The 20,656-nt window shown below is 34.3% G+C and carries 15 protein-coding genes; 11 read left to right on the forward strand and 4 right to left on the reverse strand.

Going from position 1 to position 20,656, the window contains the following annotated elements:
- Positions 1–5 precede the first annotated feature (5 nt).
- The 9 genes from ACXAFS_RS12670 to ACXAFS_RS12710 all read left to right on the forward strand — a co-directional run bounded on the left by ACXAFS_RS12670 (position 6) and on the right by ACXAFS_RS12710 (position 13,871).
- Positions 6–1,352: a glucoamylase family protein gene (locus ACXAFS_RS12670; protein ID WP_475307367.1), complete on the forward strand. Its 1,347-nt coding sequence runs from the start codon at positions 6–8 to the stop codon at positions 1,350–1,352.
- A gap of 9 nt (positions 1,353–1,361) precedes the next feature.
- A complete protein-coding gene (locus ACXAFS_RS12675) occupies positions 1,362–2,147 on the forward strand; it encodes a carboxylesterase family protein (RefSeq protein WP_475307368.1) in 786 nt (261 codons plus the stop codon).
- 1 nt (position 2,148) lies between these two features.
- Positions 2,149–4,500 (forward strand): beta-glucosidase BglX, encoded by a 2,352-nt coding sequence (gene bglX / locus ACXAFS_RS12680; protein WP_475307370.1) that lies wholly within the window; start codon positions 2,149–2,151, stop codon positions 4,498–4,500.
- Between the two features lie 9 nt (positions 4,501–4,509).
- Positions 4,510–7,110 carry a glycoside hydrolase family 2 TIM barrel-domain containing protein gene (locus ACXAFS_RS12685; RefSeq protein WP_475307371.1) on the forward strand — a complete coding sequence of 867 codons (2,601 nt, stop codon included), beginning with the start codon at positions 4,510–4,512 and terminating at the stop codon, positions 7,108–7,110.
- Positions 7,111–7,184: 74 nt separating this feature from the next.
- Positions 7,185–8,072: an alpha/beta hydrolase gene (locus ACXAFS_RS12690; protein WP_475307373.1), complete on the forward strand. Its 888-nt coding sequence runs from the start codon at positions 7,185–7,187 to the stop codon at positions 8,070–8,072.
- Positions 8,072–9,796, forward strand: a complete 1,725-nt coding sequence (locus tag ACXAFS_RS12695) for a sulfatase family protein (protein WP_475307375.1) — start codon at positions 8,072–8,074, stop codon at positions 9,794–9,796. Before ACXAFS_RS12690 ends, ACXAFS_RS12695 begins: the two co-directional genes overlap by 1 nt.
- A 1-nt stretch (position 9,797) precedes the next feature.
- A complete protein-coding gene (locus ACXAFS_RS12700) occupies positions 9,798–11,651 on the forward strand; it encodes a family 43 glycosylhydrolase (RefSeq protein WP_475307376.1) in 1,854 nt (617 codons plus the stop codon).
- A gap of 2 nt (positions 11,652–11,653) precedes the next feature.
- The gene (locus ACXAFS_RS12705) at positions 11,654–12,484 is read left to right on the forward strand and encodes an endonuclease/exonuclease/phosphatase family protein (protein WP_475307377.1); all 831 of its coding nucleotides are present in this window, start codon (positions 11,654–11,656) and stop codon (positions 12,482–12,484) included.
- 10 nt (positions 12,485–12,494) lie between these two features.
- Positions 12,495–13,871, forward strand: coding sequence for a sugar porter family MFS transporter (locus ACXAFS_RS12710; protein ID WP_475307379.1), 1,377 nt, complete (start codon positions 12,495–12,497; stop codon positions 13,869–13,871).
- 137 nt (positions 13,872–14,008) lie between these two features.
- Here ACXAFS_RS12710 and ACXAFS_RS12715 read toward each other — a convergent pair whose 3' ends face one another.
- The gene (locus ACXAFS_RS12715) at positions 14,009–14,461 is read right to left on the reverse strand and encodes a pyridoxamine 5'-phosphate oxidase family protein (protein ID WP_475307381.1); all 453 of its coding nucleotides are present in this window, start codon (positions 14,459–14,461) and stop codon (positions 14,009–14,011) included.
- A gap of 160 nt (positions 14,462–14,621) precedes the next feature.
- Here ACXAFS_RS12715 and ACXAFS_RS12720 point away from each other — a divergent pair, with 160 nt between their 5' ends.
- A complete protein-coding gene (locus tag ACXAFS_RS12720; protein WP_475307383.1) occupies positions 14,622–15,524 on the forward strand; it encodes an anti-sigma factor in 903 nt (300 codons plus the stop codon).
- Positions 15,525–15,601: 77 nt separating this feature from the next.
- Here the strand turns inward: ACXAFS_RS12720 and ACXAFS_RS12725 are convergent, their stop codons facing one another.
- Complete coding sequence (locus ACXAFS_RS12725; RefSeq protein WP_475307385.1) at positions 15,602–15,754, reverse strand: SsrA-binding protein; 153 nt, start codon at positions 15,752–15,754, stop codon at positions 15,602–15,604.
- Positions 15,755–16,376: 622 nt separating this feature from the next.
- On the opposite strand from ACXAFS_RS12725, the gene ACXAFS_RS12730 reads away from it, so the two are divergent.
- On the forward strand, positions 16,377–18,332 hold the full coding sequence (locus ACXAFS_RS12730; protein WP_475307386.1) for a T9SS type A sorting domain-containing protein: 1,956 nt from the start codon (positions 16,377–16,379) through the stop codon (positions 18,330–18,332).
- 86 nt (positions 18,333–18,418) lie between these two features.
- Here ACXAFS_RS12730 and ACXAFS_RS12735 read toward each other — a convergent pair whose 3' ends face one another.
- Entirely contained in the window at positions 18,419–20,194 is a 1,776-nt protein-coding gene (locus tag ACXAFS_RS12735; protein ID WP_475307387.1) for a M56 family metallopeptidase, read from the reverse strand.
- Between the two features lie 2 nt (positions 20,195–20,196).
- Positions 20,197–20,556: a BlaI/MecI/CopY family transcriptional regulator gene (locus tag ACXAFS_RS12740; RefSeq protein ID WP_475307389.1), complete on the reverse strand. Its 360-nt coding sequence runs from the start codon at positions 20,554–20,556 to the stop codon at positions 20,197–20,199.
- Positions 20,557–20,656: the final 100 nt, after the last annotated feature.

Consider the following 20,656-nt stretch of genomic DNA (forward strand, 5'->3'; position numbering starts at 1 on the left):
TAAAAATGAAGAAACTTAGTTTCGCCATATTATTGTTATTAATCTTGAGTTGTGGAAAAGATAATGGTCCAGGTTATCAAGAACCGTATAGTCCTGGTGATGATGATCCTTTTATCCCGTTATCAGATACTGAGATGATGGACTTAACACAACAAGAAACTTTCAAATACTTCTGGGATTATGCCGAAACTAATTCAGGTGCAGCAAGAGAAAGATATCATCCAAACGATCCGTCAAATAGCCAAAATGTCGTAACGGCTGGTGGAAGCGGATTCGGATTAATGGCAATTTTAGTTGGTATTGAGCGTGGATATATCACCAGAGCAGAAGGTGTGGCAAGGTTAACACAAATATTAAATTTCTTTGAAGGAGCAGATCGTTTTCACGGAGCTTGGCCGCATTGGTTAAATGGTGGCACAGGAGCAGTAATACCTTTCAGTACTTTAGATAATGGTGGTGATTTGGTTGAAACAGCATTTTTGGTACAAGGACTCATTTGTGTAAAAGAATATTTTGAAGGAGGATCAACCGATGAAGATGCCTTGGCAGCCCAAGCAGATATGCTTTGGAAAGGAGTAGAATGGAATTGGTATACTAATGGACAAAACAAATTACTATGGCATTGGAGTCCAAGTAATGGTTTTGCGATTAACCTAGAGTTAAAAGGTTATAATGAAACTCTAATTGCATTTATTCTGGGTGCTGCGTCGCCAGATTATGCAATACCTACAGAAGCGTATCAACAAGGTTGGGCTAGCAATGGAAATATAGTATCAACAGCCACTCAATATAATATTCCTTTAATTTTAGATCACGCAGGTACAGGCACTGGACCTTTATTTTGGGCACATTATTCGTATTTAGGTTTAGACCCTTCAAACCTTTCAGATCAATATGCTAATTATTGGGATTTAAATACTAATCATACTAATATTAATTATCAATATTGCGTAAGCAATCCAGAGAATTATGTGAGTTATGGACCAGATTGTTGGGGATTAACAGCGAGTTATACCAGAAATTCTGATGGTTCTGTAGGTTATTCTGCCCACGACCCAGAAAATGATACTGGAGTAATTTCACCAACAGCAGCAGTAAGCTCAATACCATATACACCAGAAAAATCATTGGCAGCAATGCACTTTTTCTATGAAAATGATTTAATGGGTCCTGCAGGTTTTTATGATGCGTTTAGTCCACAGTACGATTGGGTGACCGAACGTTATTTGGCAATAGACCAAGGCCCACAAATTATTATGATAGAAAACTATCGTACAGGATTGTTATGGAATTTATTTATGCAAAATGAAGATGTTCAAAATGGTTTGGACGCCTTAGGATTTACGTATTAAAATATTAAGATGAAACTATTTAAAAACACACTAACCCTTTGCTTATTAGCTTTCATTACTTTGGCTAATGCTCAAGAGGATTTGTACAAAGAAAAAATTCACATTAAAGAAAACGATACGTTACAATATCGTATAATGTATCCAGAAAATTTTTCTGAAGATGAACAATATCCTGTTGTTTTGTTTCTTCACGGAGCGGGAGAGCGTGGAGAGGATAATAAAAAGCAACTTGTTCACGGTAGTAAAATGTTCGCAGACCAAACCAATAGAGGAGCATTTCCTGCTATTGTAATCTTTCCACAATGTCCCAAAAGTGATTATTGGTCTAAAGTGGACGTAGATAGATCAACAAACCCAATAGGACTGAATTTTAAATATGAAACTGGCCCAACTACATCAATGGGATTAGTATTGGATTTAATGGATGAATTTTCTGAAAAACCATTTGTAAAGAAAGAAAAAATATATGTAGGAGGTTTATCTATGGGTGGAATGGGAACTTTTGAAATTCTTTATAGGCGACCAGAAATGTTTGCGGCAGCTTTTGCTATATGTGGTGGAGGCGATCCAGAGTCTGCTAAAGAATATGCTGATAAAATTGATGTTTGGGTATTTCACGGAGCTAAAGATGATGTGGTAGATCCGCAACTTTCTTTAGAAATGGTTAGTGCTATTTTAAAATATGGTGGAAAACCAAACTTTACATTATATGCAGACGATAATCACAATAGTTGGGATTCTACGTTTGCAGAACCGGAATTATTAAAATGGCTTTTCTCTAAATCAAAAAAATAAAATGACAAAACTTAAACTAACTAAAAAAATAAAATCCGTAGCAATTGTACTTGGAGTTATTACCGCGTTCTCTTGTAGTACCAATACAGAGAATAAATCTGCTTCAAGTTCAAAAGGAGATAACCCATATCAAGAAAAGGTAGATTCAATCATAGGTTTAATGACTTTAGATGAAAAATTAGGTCAGTTAAATCTTCCTGCCACAGGTCCAATCACAACAGGTGCTTCAAAAAGTACTGATGTTGTAAAAAAGATTGAAGACGGAAGAATTGGTGGACTTTTCAATATTAAAGATTCAAAAAACATATATGAAGTTCAGAAAATAGCAGTAGAAAAAAGCCGATTAGGTATTCCCCTTATTTTCGGAATGGATGTTATTCACGGTTTTAAAACCACGTTTCCAATACCATTAGGTTTATCAGCGTCTTGGGATATGGAAATGATAGAAAAAACAGCTCAAATAGCTGCAACAGAAGCTAGTGCTAATGGTATTAACTGGACGTTTTCGCCAATGGTAGATATCTCTCGCGATCCTCGTTGGGGAAGAATTTCTGAAGGAAGCGGTGAAGACCCTTACTTAGGTAGTGAAGTTGCTCGTGCAATGGTTCGTGGTTACCAACAAGATGATCTGTCTGCAAACAATACATTAATGTCTTGTGTTAAGCATTTTGCGCTATATGGAGCCGCAGAAGCAGGTAGAGATTATAATACTGTTGATATGAGCCGTATTCGTATGTACAACGAGTATCTACCACCTTACAAAGCTGCTGTTGATGAAGGAGTTGGATCTGTAATGGCTTCATTTAACGAAATTGATGGTGTTCCTGCAACAGGAAACAAGTGGTTATTAACCGATTTGTTACGCGATGATTGGGGTTTCAACGGTTTTGTGGTTTCTGATTACACAGGTATTTACGAAATGATGGAGCATGGAATGGGTGGTGAATTTGACGTAACGTCATTAGCTTTAATTGCAGGTTTAGATATGGATATGGCTGGTGATTCACCTCATATAGATGCAGCTTATATAAAACATTTAAAAGGTGCTTTAGACCAAGGAAAAATATCAATGGAAGATATTGATAGAGCAGTAGGTAGGATACTTACAGCAAAATATCAATTAGGTTTATTTGAAGATCCTTACAAATATTGCAGTGAAGAAAGGGCAAAAAAGGAGACACTAACTCAAGAAAATAGAGATTACGCTCGTCTAGTTGGTGCAGAATCTACTGTGCTACTTAAAAATGACAACCAAGTTCTGCCTTTAAAAAAATCTGGAACAGTCGCAGTTATTGGACCATTGGCAAAAGCAGCTAACAATATGCCAGGAACTTGGTCTGTATCGTCAGATCATAGCAACGCTATTTCGGTTTGGGATGGGTTACAGCAAACTGTTGGTAACGATGTTAATCTATTGTATGCTAAAGGTAGCAATCTAGATTATGATTTAGAGTTAGAAAAACGAGCTACAATGTTCGGAAAAGATATTCCGAGAGATGGCAGAACTGACAAACAAATGTTAGATGAAGCTTTAGCGATTGCCAAAAAAGCTGATGTTGTGGTGGCAACCATTGGAGAATCTTCTGAATTCAGTGGAGAAAGTAGCAGTCGTACAGATTTGGGTATTCCGCAAGTGCAAAGAGACTTACTTCAAGCTTTATTAAAAACAGGCAAACCTGTAGTACTAGTATTATTTACAGGAAGGCCATTAACCTTAGTTGAAGAAAACGAAACAGTTCCTGCCATTCTTAATGTTTGGTTCCTAGGAAGTGAAGCTGGTTTATCCATTGCAGATGTATTGTTTGGCGATGTTAATCCTTCGGGTAAGCTTACTGCAACATTCCCAAGAAATGTTGGTCAGCTGCCATTATTCTACAACCATAAAAACACTGGTCGTCCATTAGGAAACAAGGAAGGTAAGTTTGAAAAATTCAAAACCAACTATCTAGATGTTCGTAATGAGCCATTGTATCCATTTGGTTATGGTTTAAGCTACACCACTTTTGAATACAGTGACGTAAAACTAGATAAAACTTCAATAACTAATAACGATACAATTAATGTGTCTGTAGATATAACAAATACTGGAGATTACGACGGAAAAGAAGTAGCGCAATTGTACATAAGAGATCTTGTTGGTACAGTCACAAGACCAGTAAAAGAGCTTAAAGGGTTTCAAAAAGTATTTATAAAGAAGGGCGAAACAAAAACTGTAAGCTTTACGATTTCGGTTGAAGATTTAAAATTCTACAACTCTAATTTAGATTTTGTTGCAGAGCCAGGAGAATTCCAGATAGCTATTGGTACAAATTCAGATGTTGAGTTTAAGAATTCATTTAACCTTTTAGATTAATAGCTAAATATGCCGCACATCAATCATAAGATGTTTTTACTAAGCTTAGTTTTGTGTGTGGCTTTCCCTTTTTTATGTCGTTCCCAATCAAAACTCATTAACTCTGGTTGGCAGTTTTCTGAAGATAAAACGCATTGGCAAACCGTAGATATTCCACATACTTGGAATGATAAAGATGCGTTTGATGATGAGTCTGGTTACCGTCGTGGATTGGGTTATTACAAAAAGCAAATCTTTATATCATCTGAAGATAAAGACCAGATTTTTTATTTAAAATTTAATGCTGTAAATCAAGAAGCAACCGTTTTTATTAACGGAAAAAAAGCAACCAATCACAAAGGTGGTTATACAGCATTTAATGTTGAAATTACGTCGATTTTAAACCTTGATACTTATAATTTAATTGAAGTTGAAGTCGATAATTCACATAATGAAAATATTCCACCATTAGATGCAGATTTCACCTTTTATGGTGGTATTTATCGTGATGTGGAATTGATAAAAGTCCCAAAACAACATTTTAGTTTAAAGGATTTTGCGTCTGATGGATTCTATGTCAATTACTATAATGTTTCCAACGAAAAAGCTGGTGTAAAAGTAGACGTGTTGATTGATAATTTTGATAAAAAAACCACTGCGCATTTAGATGTGAAAATTTTTGATGCTGAAGGAAATATCATTAGAGAAGACCATCAAGGATTAAAATTAAAAGCTGATGAAACCAAAACTGTTACAGTAAACTATTCAGAAATAAAGAATCCTAATTTATGGTCGCCAGACCATCCGTATTTGTACAAATTACAACTAACCTTAAGTGATAAAAACGGAACGGTTTTAGACCAAAAACAATCTAATTTAGGCTTTCGTTGGACCACTGTAGATCCTGAAAAAGGCTTTTTCCTAAATGGTAAACCAATAAAATTAGTTGGTGTTAATCGTCATCAAGACTTTAAAGATTACGGGAATGCAGTGCCAATAGAACTGCAAAAACAAGATATTCATCTCATTAAAAATATGGGTGCAAATGTGATACGGTTTGCACATTATCCACATTCTAGAGAACTATACAAACTTTGTGACGAACTCGGAATTTTAGTTTGGACGGAAATTCCTATAGTGAATAAAGTCACAGATTCCGAAGCATTTTTTGAGGTCTCAAATACAATGCAAAACGAGCACATCAAGCAATATTACAACTATCCAAGTGTAGTAATGTTTGGTTATATGAATGAAATTTTCCTGCGTTTAGCATTCGATAGAAAATCTACTGAAGAGGAAAAGGAAGCGCTAAAAACAACAACTTTAAAACTTGCCAATCAGCTAGAAGATTTAACCCGAAAACTGGCATCAAATCATATTACAGTTATGGCTGGTCATTTAAACGAAGTCTATAACGACACTGGTATCGCAGATTTACCAATGTTATTTGGTTGGAATCTATACTTTGGTTGGTACGATGCTCAGATTGAAGATTTAGGCAAATTCTTAGACAAGCAGCATCAACGTTATCCAAAACGCTCATTATTGTTGTCAGAATATGGTCCTGGTGCAGACGTTAGGATTTTTACCAAAAGACCTAAAAAATTCGATTTCTCTACCAATTATCAAGCAAAACTACATGAATCGTATTACAAACAGATTACTGAAAGACCATTTATGACAGGAATGACAGCTTGGAATTTTGCCGATTTTGGCTCAGAATTTCGTGGAGATGCCATTCCGCACATTAACCAAAAAGGACTGGTGCAATACGACCGAACACCAAAAGACATTTACTATTGGTACAAATCGGTTTTAGATGATAAAAAACCATTCATACATATCGCAACAGATTATTTAAAGGAATTGACTTTGTTTAAAGAGCAAATTTTTCCTATTCAAATCTATTCCAATCAAAATGAAGTCAATATCAGTTTGAATGGTAAAAGCTTAGGCGATTTTAAAGTCGAAAATGGCTTAGTATCTATAGAAATGCCTTTCAAAAATGGTAATAATTCTATTAGAGTTTCAACAAAAAGTATTTCCAAAGAAAAAATAATAAAAGTCAATCGTATTGAAGCTTTTGATTTTAAAAACTTCAAACGTTTCGGCATTAATTTAGGTGCGCATTTCAACTTTTATGATGAAGCACAAAACATCACATTTGTACCAGACCAAGAATATAAAAAAGGTTGGTTTGGATATAAAGATGGTTCAGCTTATGGGATGACCAAAGATAAAAATCAAGGTCTGCCACATAATATTAAAAACACAGATGCAGAACCGTTATTTCAAACCTTATTAGAAGGTTGTACAGAATACCAATTTGATGTTCCTGAAGGCAATTACAACGTAAAATTATACTTCGTAGAGCCACAAATTAAGCCAACTGAAAACATTTATAACCTTTCAGAAGAAACTTCAGAAAGCACTAAAAAACAGCGCATTTTCGATGTATATATTAACGACACATTAATTGAAAAACGATTGAATTTAGCCCAAGCTTATCCAGAAAAATATGGTGTAATTATTCAGGCAAGTATTCAAACAAAAAAAGGATTAACTTTAAAACTCAACGCTATTGAAGGTTTGCCAGTTATTAGCGGTATTTTAATAGAAAAACTAGACTGATACTGTCACACTGAGCGCAGTCGAAGTGTTTTAAGAGATTTCGACTGCGCTCAACCTGACAAACATAATTTAATATGAAAAACATACTAACATCATTAATCTTACTGATAGGCTTTTTTATTTCGGCACAAAGCAAAGCCACTTACACTTATTCCATAAAAGGAACAGACACATTAAAACTAGATGTTTACACACCAGAAAACATCAAAAAAACAGATACCTTACCTGTGTTGCTTTGGATGCACGGTGGTGGATTTGCAATAGGAAGGAGAGATTACATAGATGACGAAAATCTAGTAAAATATGCTGCCAAAGAGCAGAATTACATTGGTATTTCTATTTCGTACCGTTTGCTAAGAAAAGGCACAACAACAGGTTTTGGTTGCGATTGTAGTAAAGACGAAAAGCTAGAAACATTTAAACAAGCTGCTATTGATTATATGGACGCTGCAAAATATGTTGTAGAGCACGCTAATGAGCTTCAAATCGATACCACAAAAATCATTGCTGGTGGTAGTAGTGCTGGTGCTGAGGGTATTCTAAATGCGGTTTTTATGCGCGAGTATTTTTTGGATGATGCCGAAGATTACAGCAATGTAAAATTCGCAGGTGCTTTTTCGTGCGCTGGTGCTATTGTTGACGCAAGTTATATGACGCCAGAAAATGCTGTGCCAACTGTGTTATACCACGGAACAAAAGACCAACTGGTACCTTATGGAAATGCACCACACCATTATTGTGCACCAACAAAAGATGGTTATATAATGCTAGATGGTTCTAAAATTATTGCCGATAAATTAGAGGAATTTGACACGTCTTTCTATTTCAATATTGTCAAAGAAGCGCGTCACGAAATTTCTAGAATTCCTTATGAAGAATTAGATATTGTGTTCAACTTTTTTGAACGTACAGTGCTTAATGATGAAATCGTTCAAACAAAAATTATAAAAACGAAAAAGTAATGCGATACATTTCTCTCATATTAGCCTCATTATTGATGCTTCAGTCTTGCAAAGAAAACAAGTCAGAAGCTGTCAATACTGATGTAGCCGGAAACTCAAAACGACCAAACATCATTTACATAATGGCAGACGACCACGCAGCGCAAGCCATTAGCGCGTATGGTCATCCTATTGGGCAATTGGCACCAACACCAAACATTGATAGATTGGCAAAAAATGGTGCGATTTTCAAAAATAATTTTTGTACCAATTCTATTTGCGGACCAAGTCGTGCTGTAGTTTTAACAGGAAAACATAGTCATATTAATGGATTTAGAATGAATGGTGAGCGTTTTGATGGCTCTCAACAAACGCTTCCAAAATTGCTTAAGGAAGCAGGTTACAACACAGCGATTGTAGGAAAATGGCACCTACACGGTTATCCTGAAGGCTTTGACCACTGGAATATTTTAAACGACCAAGGTAACTATTACAATCCGCAGTTTATTAAGATTCAAGATACGGTTCACATCAACAAAAAACATATTGATACCACTGCGCATTGGACGACCAAGTTACCAGATACTACTGTGGTTAAGGGTTATGCAACTGACTTAATTACAGATTACGCAATTGATTACATAGATGAAAAGAAAAACAGTGACCAGCCTTTCTTTTTAATGGTGCATCACAAAGCGCCACATCGTAATTGGATGCCAGCATTACGTCACGTTAATAAGTATGATTCGGTGCAATTTCCGTTACCTGATACGTATTTTATAAAGCACGAAAATTCTACAGCTTCAAAAGAGCAATTGCAAACCATTTATCGTGATATGTACGAAGGTCACGACCTTAAAATGACCAAGGAAAAAGGTAGTCCAGAATTAGCTTGGAATCCTTGGAAAACAGATTTTGAACGTATGACACCAGAGCAACGAGCTGCTTGGGATAAAGCCTACCAACCAAAAAATGATGCATTTCACGATGCTGATTTATCAGGTAAAGCACTAGCCGAATGGAAAGGACAACGCTATCTGCAAGAATATTTATCAACGATAGCTTCGGTAGACGAAGGTATTGGAAAGATTTTAGATTATTTAGATACTAACGGTTTAACCGAAAACACCATTGTTGTGTACACATCAGACCAAGGATTTTATCTAGGTGAAAAAGGATGGTTTGATAAGCGTTTTATGTATGAAGAATCTTTAAAAATGCCATTATTAATCCAATATCCAGAAAAAATTAAATCAGGAACTGTTGTTGAAGGCTTAACCCAAAACCTCGACTTTGCCGAAACATTTTTAGATTTTGCAGATGTTGATATTCCTAGTGATATGCAAGGAAAATCCTTTGCAGGTTTATTAGATGGCACTGAAAACGACAAAGATTTTAGAGATGCTGTTTACTACCATTATTACGATTATCCAGCATTCCATATGGTTAAAAAGATGTATGGTGTACGTACCAATCGTTATAAATTAATTCACGTGTACGACGATATAGATGAGTGGGAATTATACGATTTACAAACCGACCCAAAAGAGTTAACTAATCTTATCGATGACGAAAATTACGTCGAGATTGAAGCCAAACTAAGAATACGTTTAGCCGAATTACAACAACAATATAAGGTTACCGAGAAAGAATTTGAAAAAGCACCAAAGCAACGTGTAGACAATGCTTACAAACAATTCGAAAAACTAAGAGGTAATACAGGTTCAAAATATCATCATCACTGAAATGAAATTAAAACACAGCATACAACTCGCATTCGTAATTATAACAATGGTATCTTGTAAGCAAAAGAAAGAAAATACTATTGTTTCAGAAGATAATAAAACTGAAACAATACCAATAGATACCACACAAACCTACATCAATCCGCTAGATATAGACTACACTTATATGGTTTATAATTCTAGTAGAAACATATCATATCGCTCTGGTGCAGATCCAGCGGTTATTGAGTTTAAAGGCGAATATTATATGTTCGTCACGCGATCGTTTGGATATTGGCATTCTAAAGATTTAGTCAATTGGAAATTCATTAAACCGCAACAATGGTTTTTTGAAGGTAGCAATGCGCCAACAGCGTTCAACTACAAAGATTCTTTAGTTTATTTTGCTGGCGATCCTGCTGGTTACGGAAGTATTTTATATACCAACGATCCTAAAAAAGGGTTATGGACACCAACAGCATCTATTTCAAATAACATACAAGATTCTGAGTTATTTATTGATGATGACGGCAAATCGTATTTATATTGGGGAAGTTCTAACGTGCATCCTATTCGTGTGAAAATGCTGAATAAAGACGACCGTTTTCTGGAAACTGGTGTTAGAGAAGAATTAATAAATTTAGATGAAGAAAAGCACGGTTGGGAACGTTTTGGCGAAAATAACTTTCATCCAACTTTAAAAGAAGGTTATATGGAAGGTGCTTCAATGACCAAGCACAACGGGAAATATTACTTGCAATACGCTGCACCTGGTACACAATTTAATGTCTATGCAGATGGTGTGTATGTTGGCGATTCACCACTTGGAGCTTTCACGTATATGAAAAATAACCCGATGAGTTTTAAACCTGGTGGATTTACCAATGGTGCAGGACACGGTATTACAGTAAAGCAAACCAACGGTCAATACTGGCATTTTGCAACGATGGCGTTGGCATCTAACGCGCAATGGGAACGTCGTTTATGTATGTTTCCGACCTATTTTGACGAAGATGGTTTAATGTACAGCAACACATCGTACGGCGATTATCCACGTTTTGGACCAAATCATCCAACAAAAGCTGGACAACATAACGGTTGGATGTTATTATCCTATAAAGGCAATGTAACTGTTTCGTCTTCACTTCAACAAATAATGAAATTTACGTCTAATGATGATGAAGTTGAAGTCAAAGAAATACCAACAGAAACCAATGCTGAAGGACAAATAACTTCAAAAGTCTTAACCGACGAAAACCCAAAAACATTTTGGGTTGCCGAAGCTAATGACGATAAACAATGGATTACAATCGAATTGTTAAATGAAGGAACCGTACACGCTATTCAACTAAATTATCACGATCACGAATCAGGAATTTACACACGTGTTGAAGGATTAAAACATCAATTTACTATTGAAACTTCACAAGATGGTAAAAATTGGAAAACCGTTGTAGATAGAAGTAAAAGTGATATTGATGTGCCAAATGCCTATCTTGTTTTAGATAAACCTGTAAAAGCAAAATACGTTAGATATAATAACATCAAAGTACCTGGAAATAACTTCGCGATGTCAGAGGTTAGAGTCTTTGGATTAGGTTTAGGTGAAGCACCAAACAAGGTGTCTAACTTCAACATTAATCGTGAAAAAGACCGTAGAGATATTTCATTTTCTTGGGATAAAGTTGAAGGCGCACAAGGGTATAACATCCGTTGGGGAATTGCGCCAGAAAAATTGTACCAATCTTGGCAAGTTTATGATACTAATTCGCATTTTATGCGCTGCTTAGATAGAGATACACCGTATTATTTTACCATTGAAGCTTTTAATGAAAATGGTATTTCTAAACAAACTGAAACTATTTTTGTAGAGTAAAGATGAAAAATTTTATAACACTTTTAGTTGTTTTAATCTCATTGTCGGTCTCATCTCAAGACCTGAAAATAATGAGCTACAACATAAAATTAGATTACCCAATAGAAGGTAAAAACAGTTGGACAAACCGCAAGCCTTTCTTTATTAATCAAATCAAGTTTTACGAGCCAGATGTTTTAGGTGTACAAGAAGCTATGCCAAATCAAATGAAAGATTTAGATAGTTTATTGACGGACTACAGTTTTATTGGTGTTGGTAGAGATGATGGTAAAGATGAAGGTGAATATTCTGCAATATTTTATAAAAAAGATGAATTAGAAGTTGTAGAATCTTCGACATTTTGGTTGTCGCAAACACCTGATAAGGTGAGTATGGGTTGGGATGCAGTTTGTAATCGTGTGTGTACCTATGCCTTATTTCTGCATAAAACTACTAAAGAGAAATTCTGGGTGTTTAATACACATTTTGATCACGTTGGTAAAGAGGCGCGTTCAAAAAGTGCTGTATTGATTCTTGGTAAAATCAAACATTTAAATACAGAAGATTATCCGGTGTTTTTAACAGGTGATTTTAATATGGAGCCTAATCATGAAAGTATTGCCTTAATCACCAAAACATTAAAAGATTCCAAAGAAATTTCAGAATTGGACTTTGGTCCTAAAGGCACATATAATGGGTTTCATTTTGACCAGCCTGTAACACGAAGAATCGATTATATTTTCGTTTCTGAAGACGTTGAAGTCAAAAAATATGCAGTGTTAAGTGATAATTGGAATAAGCAATATCCATCAGATCATTTACCTGTTTTAATAGAAGCTAAACTAACTAACTAATTATATAACAATGAATAAAAAGACTTTTTTACTGCTAATTACCGCAATTTCTGCCCTTGGTGGTTTGCTATTTGGTTACGATACAGGTGTAATTAATGGAGCACAATTTTACCTAAGTAAGTATTTTGAACTCGATGCAACTTTAAAGGGTTGGGTCGTTGGGAGTGCTTTGTTGGGTTGTTTTGTTGGTGCAATTATTGCTGGACCTTTAAGCATAAAATTAGGTAGAAAATGGTCGTTAATTATTTCAGCAGTTCTGTTTTCTGTGTCTGCTTGGGGTTCAGGATTACCAGAAATGCTTCCGGAAACCGTAACAATGCTTGTGGTATTCAGAATTATTGGAGGTTTAGGTATCGGAATCGCTTCAATGAACGCTCCAATGTACATTGCCGAAATTGCACCAAACAACATTAGAGGTAAAATGGTTACCTATTATCAATTGGCTATTGTAGTTGGATTCTTTGTGGTGTTTTTGGCAACCTATTTTATTGGAAATAGCCTAACCGAAGCAGAGAACTTACAATTTGGATGGAGGCGAATGTTTTGGTCAGAACTCGTACCAAGTTTATTGTTTTTGGCATTGTTATTCTTTGTTCCAAAAAGCCCAAGATGGTTGGCGATTAAAGGCGAAGATAGCCAAGCATTAGATATATTAAGCAAAGTACATGGTGAAGAAAAAGCTCAAAAAGAATTAGTAGAAATTAAGTCTTCACTTAAATCAGATGAACCTAAAGTAAAGGTCAATTATTTCTCAAAAGCTATTTTGGCTATTATTATCATTGGGACAGCCTTATCAGTGTTACAGCAGTTTACAGGTATTAACGCAGTATTATACTACGGAGCAGATATTTTTGAAAAAGCCTTAGGTTTTGGTAAAGAAGATGTATTGGCTCAACAAATTCTATTAGCGTTTGTAAATCTTGTATTTACATTCGTAGCCATGTACACTGTCGATAAATATGGAAGAAAACCACTATTGTATGTTGGTTCTGTTGGTATGATATTAGGGTTCTTGTTACTAGGTGTTTCGTTACAACAAGATGCAGTCGGCTTAGTGTCCTTAATTGGTGTTTTAATATTTATTGGTTCGTTTGCCTTGTCAATGGGACCAGTAGTTTGGGTTATATTATCAGAAATGTTTCCTAATAAAATACGAAGTGTAGCAATGTCAGTAGCCGTTGCAGCACAATGGGCAGCCAACTATTTGGTGTCGCAAACATTCCCAATGGTTATGGAAAGTGAAGCCAACAACAGTGCACCTTGGAATGGCTCAATGCCATATTTTATATTCATAGCATTCATTTTAGTAATCATCTTTTTGACATACAAGTTTATTCCAGAAACAAAAGGAAAATCTCTAGAAGAGATTGAGGCTTTTTGGGAGTAAATTAAGAAAGCTGTAATAGTTAATAGTATTAACTTTAATACTTAAATAAATGACGTTATTCAGTAGGTTTGTTTTTTCTCATTTTAAAACGTTTAAGTATAGAATACGGTAGTGATGTCATGTATCTACTAATACAATTAAGATTTCATCTTGCCAGTCATATCATCAATTTTAATTAGAAATACAATAGGTGTTTCCATATTGTAAATTTTACTTGAAAACTGACTTATATAATCTAAATCTTTGTGTTCTTTTTTTAGAACAAGATTTTTAATGCCAAGAGAAAATTCATGAAGGTAAAGTTTAGCCGTACCACCGTCAATTTCCGCATATTGACCATGTGCCATTACAGATTGCCATTTGTTGTTGCCATAAATTTCCGCAACAGTTAAAGAGATGGGTGTATGCTTGCGCATGGACTTTACTTTATGTCCATTACCAGAATAACAGATAATATAGTCTTCTTCTTCGTTGTAATAATAAGTAATAGGAACGGTATAAGGCCTATTGCCACTAATGTAGGATAAATAGCCTATGTAATTATTGCTCAAAATCTCGGAGCAACGTTTTTGTTCTAAACTTTTAATCATGACTTTAATATTTGCCTTATAAGTTACTAACTAAGTTGTTGCCTTTTAATGACTTTAGTCAGGTTTATGAATAAAAATAATATAACTGTTAGCTACCTAACATTTTAGTTCCTAGATGAGTTCTAGTTTTGCTTTGTAATATTTTAAAAAACAATAAGCGATGATTAAAAAAACATTTTTAGGATTACTGGCATTGAGTTTTTTTGCAGTATCCTGCAGTAGTGACGACGATAATAATACGTCTACAACATCAGATTTAACTCTAAATTTACAAGGATTAGAAGCTTTAGGAAGTGATTATGTTTACGAAGGCTGGATAATTGTAAACGGACAACCAGTAAGTACAGGTACTTTTACTAGTGTTACTTTCCCACAAACATTTCCTGTAAATACTGAACAATTAGATAATGCAACAACATTTGTATTGTCTATTGAACCAGCAGTGGACCCAGATCCTGCACCAGCAGCCACTAAGTTGTTAGCTGGAGATTTTTCTGGTAATGTTGCAAATGTAAACTCTGACAATATAGTTGTAGGTTCAGGAAGTACTATATCTTCGTTAGGAGCTTCAACCGGAAAGTATATTCTTGCAACTCCTACAGATATGGATGATACTAACGAATCTAGTGGTGTTTGGTTTTTGGATAATACTAATGCGCCAAATCTTGAAGCTGGTTTAAGTTTACCAACTTTGGCTGATGGCTGGAAATATGAAGGTTGGGTTGTTTTTGATGGTACACCAATAAGTACAGGGACTTTTACGAGTGCAGAAGCAGCTGATGATAATGCAGCAACATCTTTATTTAAAGGAGATGCAGGAAATGGTCCAGGTTATCCAGGTGAGGATTATTTACAAAATGCACCAGTTGGATTAACATTTCCAACAGATTTAAAAGGGAGAACTGTAGTTATTTCCGTAGAACCTTTCCCAGATAATAGTGTTGCACCATTTACTTTAAAACCATTGGCTCATATGGTGCCAGCAAACGCAATGGATCATACCGTTATTGACATGGGAGATGGCCCTGTAGAATCCCTTATGGGTTCCGTAACAAGAAACTAAAATTGAAAAAGAGAATTTACCGCTAGAGCGATAGATTATATTGAGTTTTTTAAAAGGCTGCCTATTGGCAGTCTTTTTTAGTCTAATGCGTTTTTGGTAACATATGCACGCCAACCTATAATAGCAAGTTGTAATTTACTCGCTCTACTTAGGTCTAATTGTTTCTTAGAGTAACTTGGAAATATCGCTTTATTAATTTTTGCAATTACCTTAAAGATATTTGTCCTCATTTTTATTGATTTACAAAAGGGTGAAAATCTCTTTTGTATGTTAAATGAGTGATAAAAATAGTAAAACTTATTCTAGAACTAAGTTTTACATGTTTTTAGATTGGTTGTCTTAGAACACCATAGCTAATGCAGTGATGTATAGATTGGTTGGGTTTAGAATATCGAAAATATTATATCGATAATCAGTTTTGCTAAAGTCATCATAATTTTTTGGTTTAGAGGTTAATTATTTGTTTTAAATTCTTGATTGAGTTTTCAATATATATCGGCAACAAATATTCTTCCAAATGTTTTTATAAAAATCGACGAATTTGCATTTAAATTTATAACTAAAAAAATGAAATATATTACTAAAAAATGTGACTTATCTTCAATTGAGTTATTAAATGAAACTATAAGCGCTAATTAACCTTTCAAAATTACATGTTTGTAGAGGGTTTTTGAATCCGTTTTATAAATCGTAGAGGCATTTCATCTTAAAAACGCTCAATTTTTAAGTTTTCATCTTTTTAGTGTTCTTCATTACTGATAATTATCATAGTATTCTTCAGTTGGTTTTTGTAAATAATTTTTAATTAACATCTATAGTCTTTTTTACTCTTATCTTTGAAAAAAATTATAGATGAAACAGTTAATAACAATTTTCGTATTGTTTATTTGTTTAAACACATGGAGTCAGGTTTTAGTTATCAATGAGCTTGACCCAGATTCACCGAGTACAGATACAGCAGAATTTATTGAGGTAAAGTCACAGACACCAAATTTTTCTACCGATGGATATATTTTGGTGTTTTTTAATGGATCCTCCAGTGGTGCAGATTCTAGTTATATGGTAATTGATTTAAATGGTTATCAAACTGATAATAATGGATTATTAGTAATTGGGAGTGCAGGTGTATACCCATTTCCTCAGTTATTAATATCAGAAAATGTTATCCAGAATGGAGCTGATGCTGTTGGAATTTATCAGGCTTCTGTTAATGATTTTCCAGAAGGTACTTTAGCCACTCAAACGAATCTTATAGATGCTATGGTATATGGTACAAACGATGCGGATGATACAGTGCTTATGGGTTTGTTGGGTGAAACTGTTCAGTATAATGATAATGGTACTAATGCAACAGAAAGATCTATACAGCGCTTTGTGGATGGTGTGGGAGTAGAATCCTATTCGGCTGCAACGCCAACACCAAGACGCGAAAATGATGGTTCTGGTACAGCTATAAATCCTATTCAGATTTCTGTTACTGAAACACAATATGATGAAGGTTCATCTTTTGATATCACATTTACTTCGGAAGTAATCGTTACTTCAGATTTAAACTTTACAATTAGCCTTAATAATTTTGGTTTTAATACTTCAGATTTTTCGGGTAATACAAACCTGACAATTTTAAGTGGAACCAATTCAACATCCACAACTATAACATTAACAGATGACTCTGATGATGAAGGTGACGAGGTTATGAGAATTCGGTTTTTAGATTTAGAAGAGCCAATAGTTCCTGGTAATAACTTTGTAGAAGTTAGAGTAGTGGATAACGACTTTACGGTTGCGGCTTGGGGAACACCTACAAACCCAACAACGGGAATAGTACAGAGTACACAACCAAATGGTTACTATGATAGTTTAGATGGTTTGTCTGACATGGCTTTGAGACAAGCATTGCAAGATATTATTGCAGATCCTAATGTTGTTAGAGCGCAAACCTATGCAGATGTTATCGACATATTAATGGAAGCGGATCAAAATCCGGCAAACAGCAATCAAGTTTGGTTGCTTTACACAGAAGAAGGTAGAGCAAAGCTAGACCTACAAACAGGAAGTAATAATGCTGGTAAATGGAATAGAGAGCATACATTTCCACGTTCTAGAGGCGGTTTTGATGATATAGAAGAAGATGAAATCGCAGATGGTATTGATGTATTTTGGACAACGGAAGCAGACTCTTTGCGTCATGGAAACTCTGATGCACATGCATTGCGTGCTGCTGATGCTGCTGAGAATAGCACTCGTGGCAATCAACATTACGGACAATATATTGGTCCAAGCGGAACATTAGGTAGTTTTAGAGGTGATGTGGCTAGAAGTGTGTTGTATATGGAAATTCGTTATAATGGACTTGAAGTGGTAAATGGATTTCCGACAACAACAGGGCAGTTAGGTGATTTAGCAACATTATTAGATTGGCATAGAAACGATCCGCCAGACGATTTTGAAATGAACAGAAATAACGTTGTTTACACATGGCAATTCAATAGAAACCCATTTATAGATCAACCCGATTTGGTGGAATATATTTGGGGAAATAATGTTGGAGATGTTTGGGATCAGCCACTTAGCATGGATGAAAATGTTTTACAAGGTGTTTCACTATATCCAAACCCAACATCTGGAAGATTATATATAAACACAACTAATGTGGTAAATGTTGAGGTCTATTCTGTGGAAGGTAAACGATTAAGGCAATATAACTCTATAGATGGTTATGTGGATTTAGATTTAGCTTCTGGTTTGTATTTGGTAAAACTAACTAACAATGAGGCAACTTTAACCCGAAAGATTATTATAGAATAGTAGATTTTATAAATGAAATAGAAAAAGCCAAACTCAATAACTGATGTTTGGCTTTTTCCGTTTTGATTGATTGATGAAATTTTAGTTTAGTTCTTTTTAGTTTTTATTATTAAAACACCGTCTTTGGCTTTGTCTCCATATTGTTCAGTAGCAGATTTATCTTTAAGAACAGTCAAAGATTCTATCTCTTTGGGATTTATTTTTATAAATTTTTCTTTCGTAACTTCTTTGCCATCAATTATGAATAAAGGATTTCTTCCATTCTCATCTGAAATAAATATGTTACCCTTGCTGTCATCGAGTTCAATGATGTAGCTTTCATGTTCATCATCATCTTTTGTCACCCAAACATTTTTACTGTTTTTCTCTTCTAAAATAACTTCAACGTCTTTATCCGTTGCAGTTTTGATTTTCTTACCATTAACAATAATGATTTCATCTTCATTGTTTCCTTCATTTTCGATTATGACTTCAACTTCTTCATCATCACCTGAAATGACTTCAATATTCTTTGATTTTTTTATAGTTTTTACTTTACCATTTTTTTCTTTTATAATAAAGCGTGCATCATGCTCGTATTCTTTATCATTATCATGTTCGTGTTCTTCTGTAATTACAAACACATTACTTCCTTTACCGGTTTTATGAATTTTGTGTTTACCTCCATCTTCCGTTTCAATAATATAGGAATGGGATTTATGGATTGTATCTCCTTTACCAATAGATATACTGTTATTTTCTTTGTCAAAAACTATTTTTATAGGTTTAATGGCTTCGTCGTCTGAACTGACTTGATAATTAGTACTCGAGTTTTTAGATTTTGCTTCAATTTTGATAGCTCTTATTTCACCATTATTATTTCGTTTTATACGCTTAAATGTTACAGTAAGTCCTTCTTTTTTTAGGTCTTCTTTTATTCTGTCTAATTCGTTATCTGTAGTGTTTTTGGTGATGATAAACTCAATGATTTCTTTTGAGTTTTCAATAGTAGAAGCGTTTTCTATATATACTTTTTCGGTATTCATACTCATTAATAAACCTGCTAAAAGAGGAAGAATTAATAGATATCTCCATTGTTTTTTCTGATGTGATTTAGATCTGTGTAACATAATGATTCGTTTTTTGATTTGTGAATTATAAAAATTATTTGATAACGAAATATTCGTGTGGTATATACTAGTTTTTAGTAGTAAATGCTGATAAGCTTTTTTGTTTTTTGAAATAGACTGTGTCTCGCTATCTGCAATATATTCAAGGTTTTGATGCACTTCTTTTTTGTAAAACCAAATCAGTGGGTTAAACCAAAATATTACACAAGCTAATTGAGAAAAAAGAACATCTAGAGAATGCTTTTGCTTGGCATGTACTTTCTCGTGCATTAAAATGAGCTCTAATTCTTCTTTGCTAAAGTCTTTTGGATTATAAACTATCCATTTAAAAAATGAAAACGGAGAAATTTTGTGATTTACAATAACATAGGTGTAAATGCCATCCTTGTCTTTTGGGTTTTTGAGTAGTAGTCTAATAAGTGACCCAAACTGAAATAAAAACTGAAGAAATAAAACGCTAAAACCAATGATGTATAGAATTGGTAGTAATGACATCCAATTAAATGTTTCTTCTATTGTAACAGGTGCTTTATTGGTTGTTGCCTCGCTCACTTGAAATGCGATTTGTGAAGATGCACTAGTTTCAACAGGAATACTAATTGGTATAACAATTAAGGGAAATATTAATGCAATGACTAAACCCAGTAACAAAAACCAACGGTTATGATTGAAAAAAGTTTCTCGCTTTAATAATAGCTGATAACATATGTAGAATACGCAAACAACGGCTGATGCTTTTAATAGATACTCCATAATTACTTTTTACTTTCTATAATTTCAATAATCTCCTTTAATTCTTCAACGCTAATTTTTTCTTCTTTCGCAAAAAAGGATACGACGTTTTTATAAGAGCTGTTGAAGTAGTTTTCAATAGCAGTATTCATAAAACGCTTTTTATAATCTTCCTTAGATATAATAGGGTAGTACTGATGTGTTTTTCCATAAGCGTTATAACTCACATACCTTTTTTCTTCGAGGTTTCTAATTATGGTAGATAAAGTATTGTAGTGTGGTTTATCAGTTTCAATTTCTGCCAATACATCTTTTACAAAAGCTTTTTCTAGCTTCCATAAAATGTGCATTATTTCTTCTTCTTTGTTTGTGAGTTTTTGCATCTTAGAAGTATTAAATCATTGTATTTGAATTCAAATATAACTATTTTTATAGTTAATCAACTATGAAAATAGTTATTTAACGAAAAATTTAGTTTTTGTT

It is taken from the genome of Winogradskyella sp. ABM4_392 (assembly GCF_056160445.1).

What these genes read in the sequence shown, in the direction of transcription:
- ACXAFS_RS12670 (WP_475307367.1), top strand. Translation starts at nt 6, where the DNA reads ATGAAGAAACTTAGTTTCGCCATATTATTGTTATTAATCTTGAGTTGT.
- ACXAFS_RS12675 (WP_475307368.1), top strand. Translation starts at nt 1,362, where the DNA reads ATGAAACTATTTAAAAACACACTAACCCTTTGCTTATTAGCTTTCATT.
- bglX (WP_475307370.1), top strand. Translation starts at nt 2,149, where the DNA reads ATGACAAAACTTAAACTAACTAAAAAAATAAAATCCGTAGCAATTGTA.
- ACXAFS_RS12685 (WP_475307371.1), top strand. Translation starts at nt 4,510, where the DNA reads ATGCCGCACATCAATCATAAGATGTTTTTACTAAGCTTAGTTTTGTGT.
- ACXAFS_RS12690 (WP_475307373.1), top strand. Translation starts at nt 7,185, where the DNA reads ATGAAAAACATACTAACATCATTAATCTTACTGATAGGCTTTTTTATT.
- ACXAFS_RS12695 (WP_475307375.1), top strand. Translation starts at nt 8,072, where the DNA reads ATGCGATACATTTCTCTCATATTAGCCTCATTATTGATGCTTCAGTCT.
- ACXAFS_RS12700 (WP_475307376.1), top strand. Translation starts at nt 9,798, where the DNA reads ATGAAATTAAAACACAGCATACAACTCGCATTCGTAATTATAACAATG.
- ACXAFS_RS12705 (WP_475307377.1), top strand. Translation starts at nt 11,654, where the DNA reads ATGAAAAATTTTATAACACTTTTAGTTGTTTTAATCTCATTGTCGGTC.
- ACXAFS_RS12710 (WP_475307379.1), top strand. Translation starts at nt 12,495, where the DNA reads ATGAATAAAAAGACTTTTTTACTGCTAATTACCGCAATTTCTGCCCTT.
- ACXAFS_RS12715 (WP_475307381.1), bottom strand. Translation starts at nt 14,461, where the DNA reads ATGATTAAAAGTTTAGAACAAAAACGTTGCTCCGAGATTTTGAGCAAT.
- ACXAFS_RS12720 (WP_475307383.1), top strand. Translation starts at nt 14,622, where the DNA reads ATGATTAAAAAAACATTTTTAGGATTACTGGCATTGAGTTTTTTTGCA.
- ACXAFS_RS12725 (WP_475307385.1), bottom strand. Translation starts at nt 15,754, where the DNA reads ATGAGGACAAATATCTTTAAGGTAATTGCAAAAATTAATAAAGCGATA.
- ACXAFS_RS12730 (WP_475307386.1), top strand. Translation starts at nt 16,377, where the DNA reads ATGAAACAGTTAATAACAATTTTCGTATTGTTTATTTGTTTAAACACA.
- ACXAFS_RS12735 (WP_475307387.1), bottom strand. Translation starts at nt 20,194, where the DNA reads ATGGAGTATCTATTAAAAGCATCAGCCGTTGTTTGCGTATTCTACATA.
- ACXAFS_RS12740 (WP_475307389.1), bottom strand. Translation starts at nt 20,556, where the DNA reads ATGCAAAAACTCACAAACAAAGAAGAAGAAATAATGCACATTTTATGG.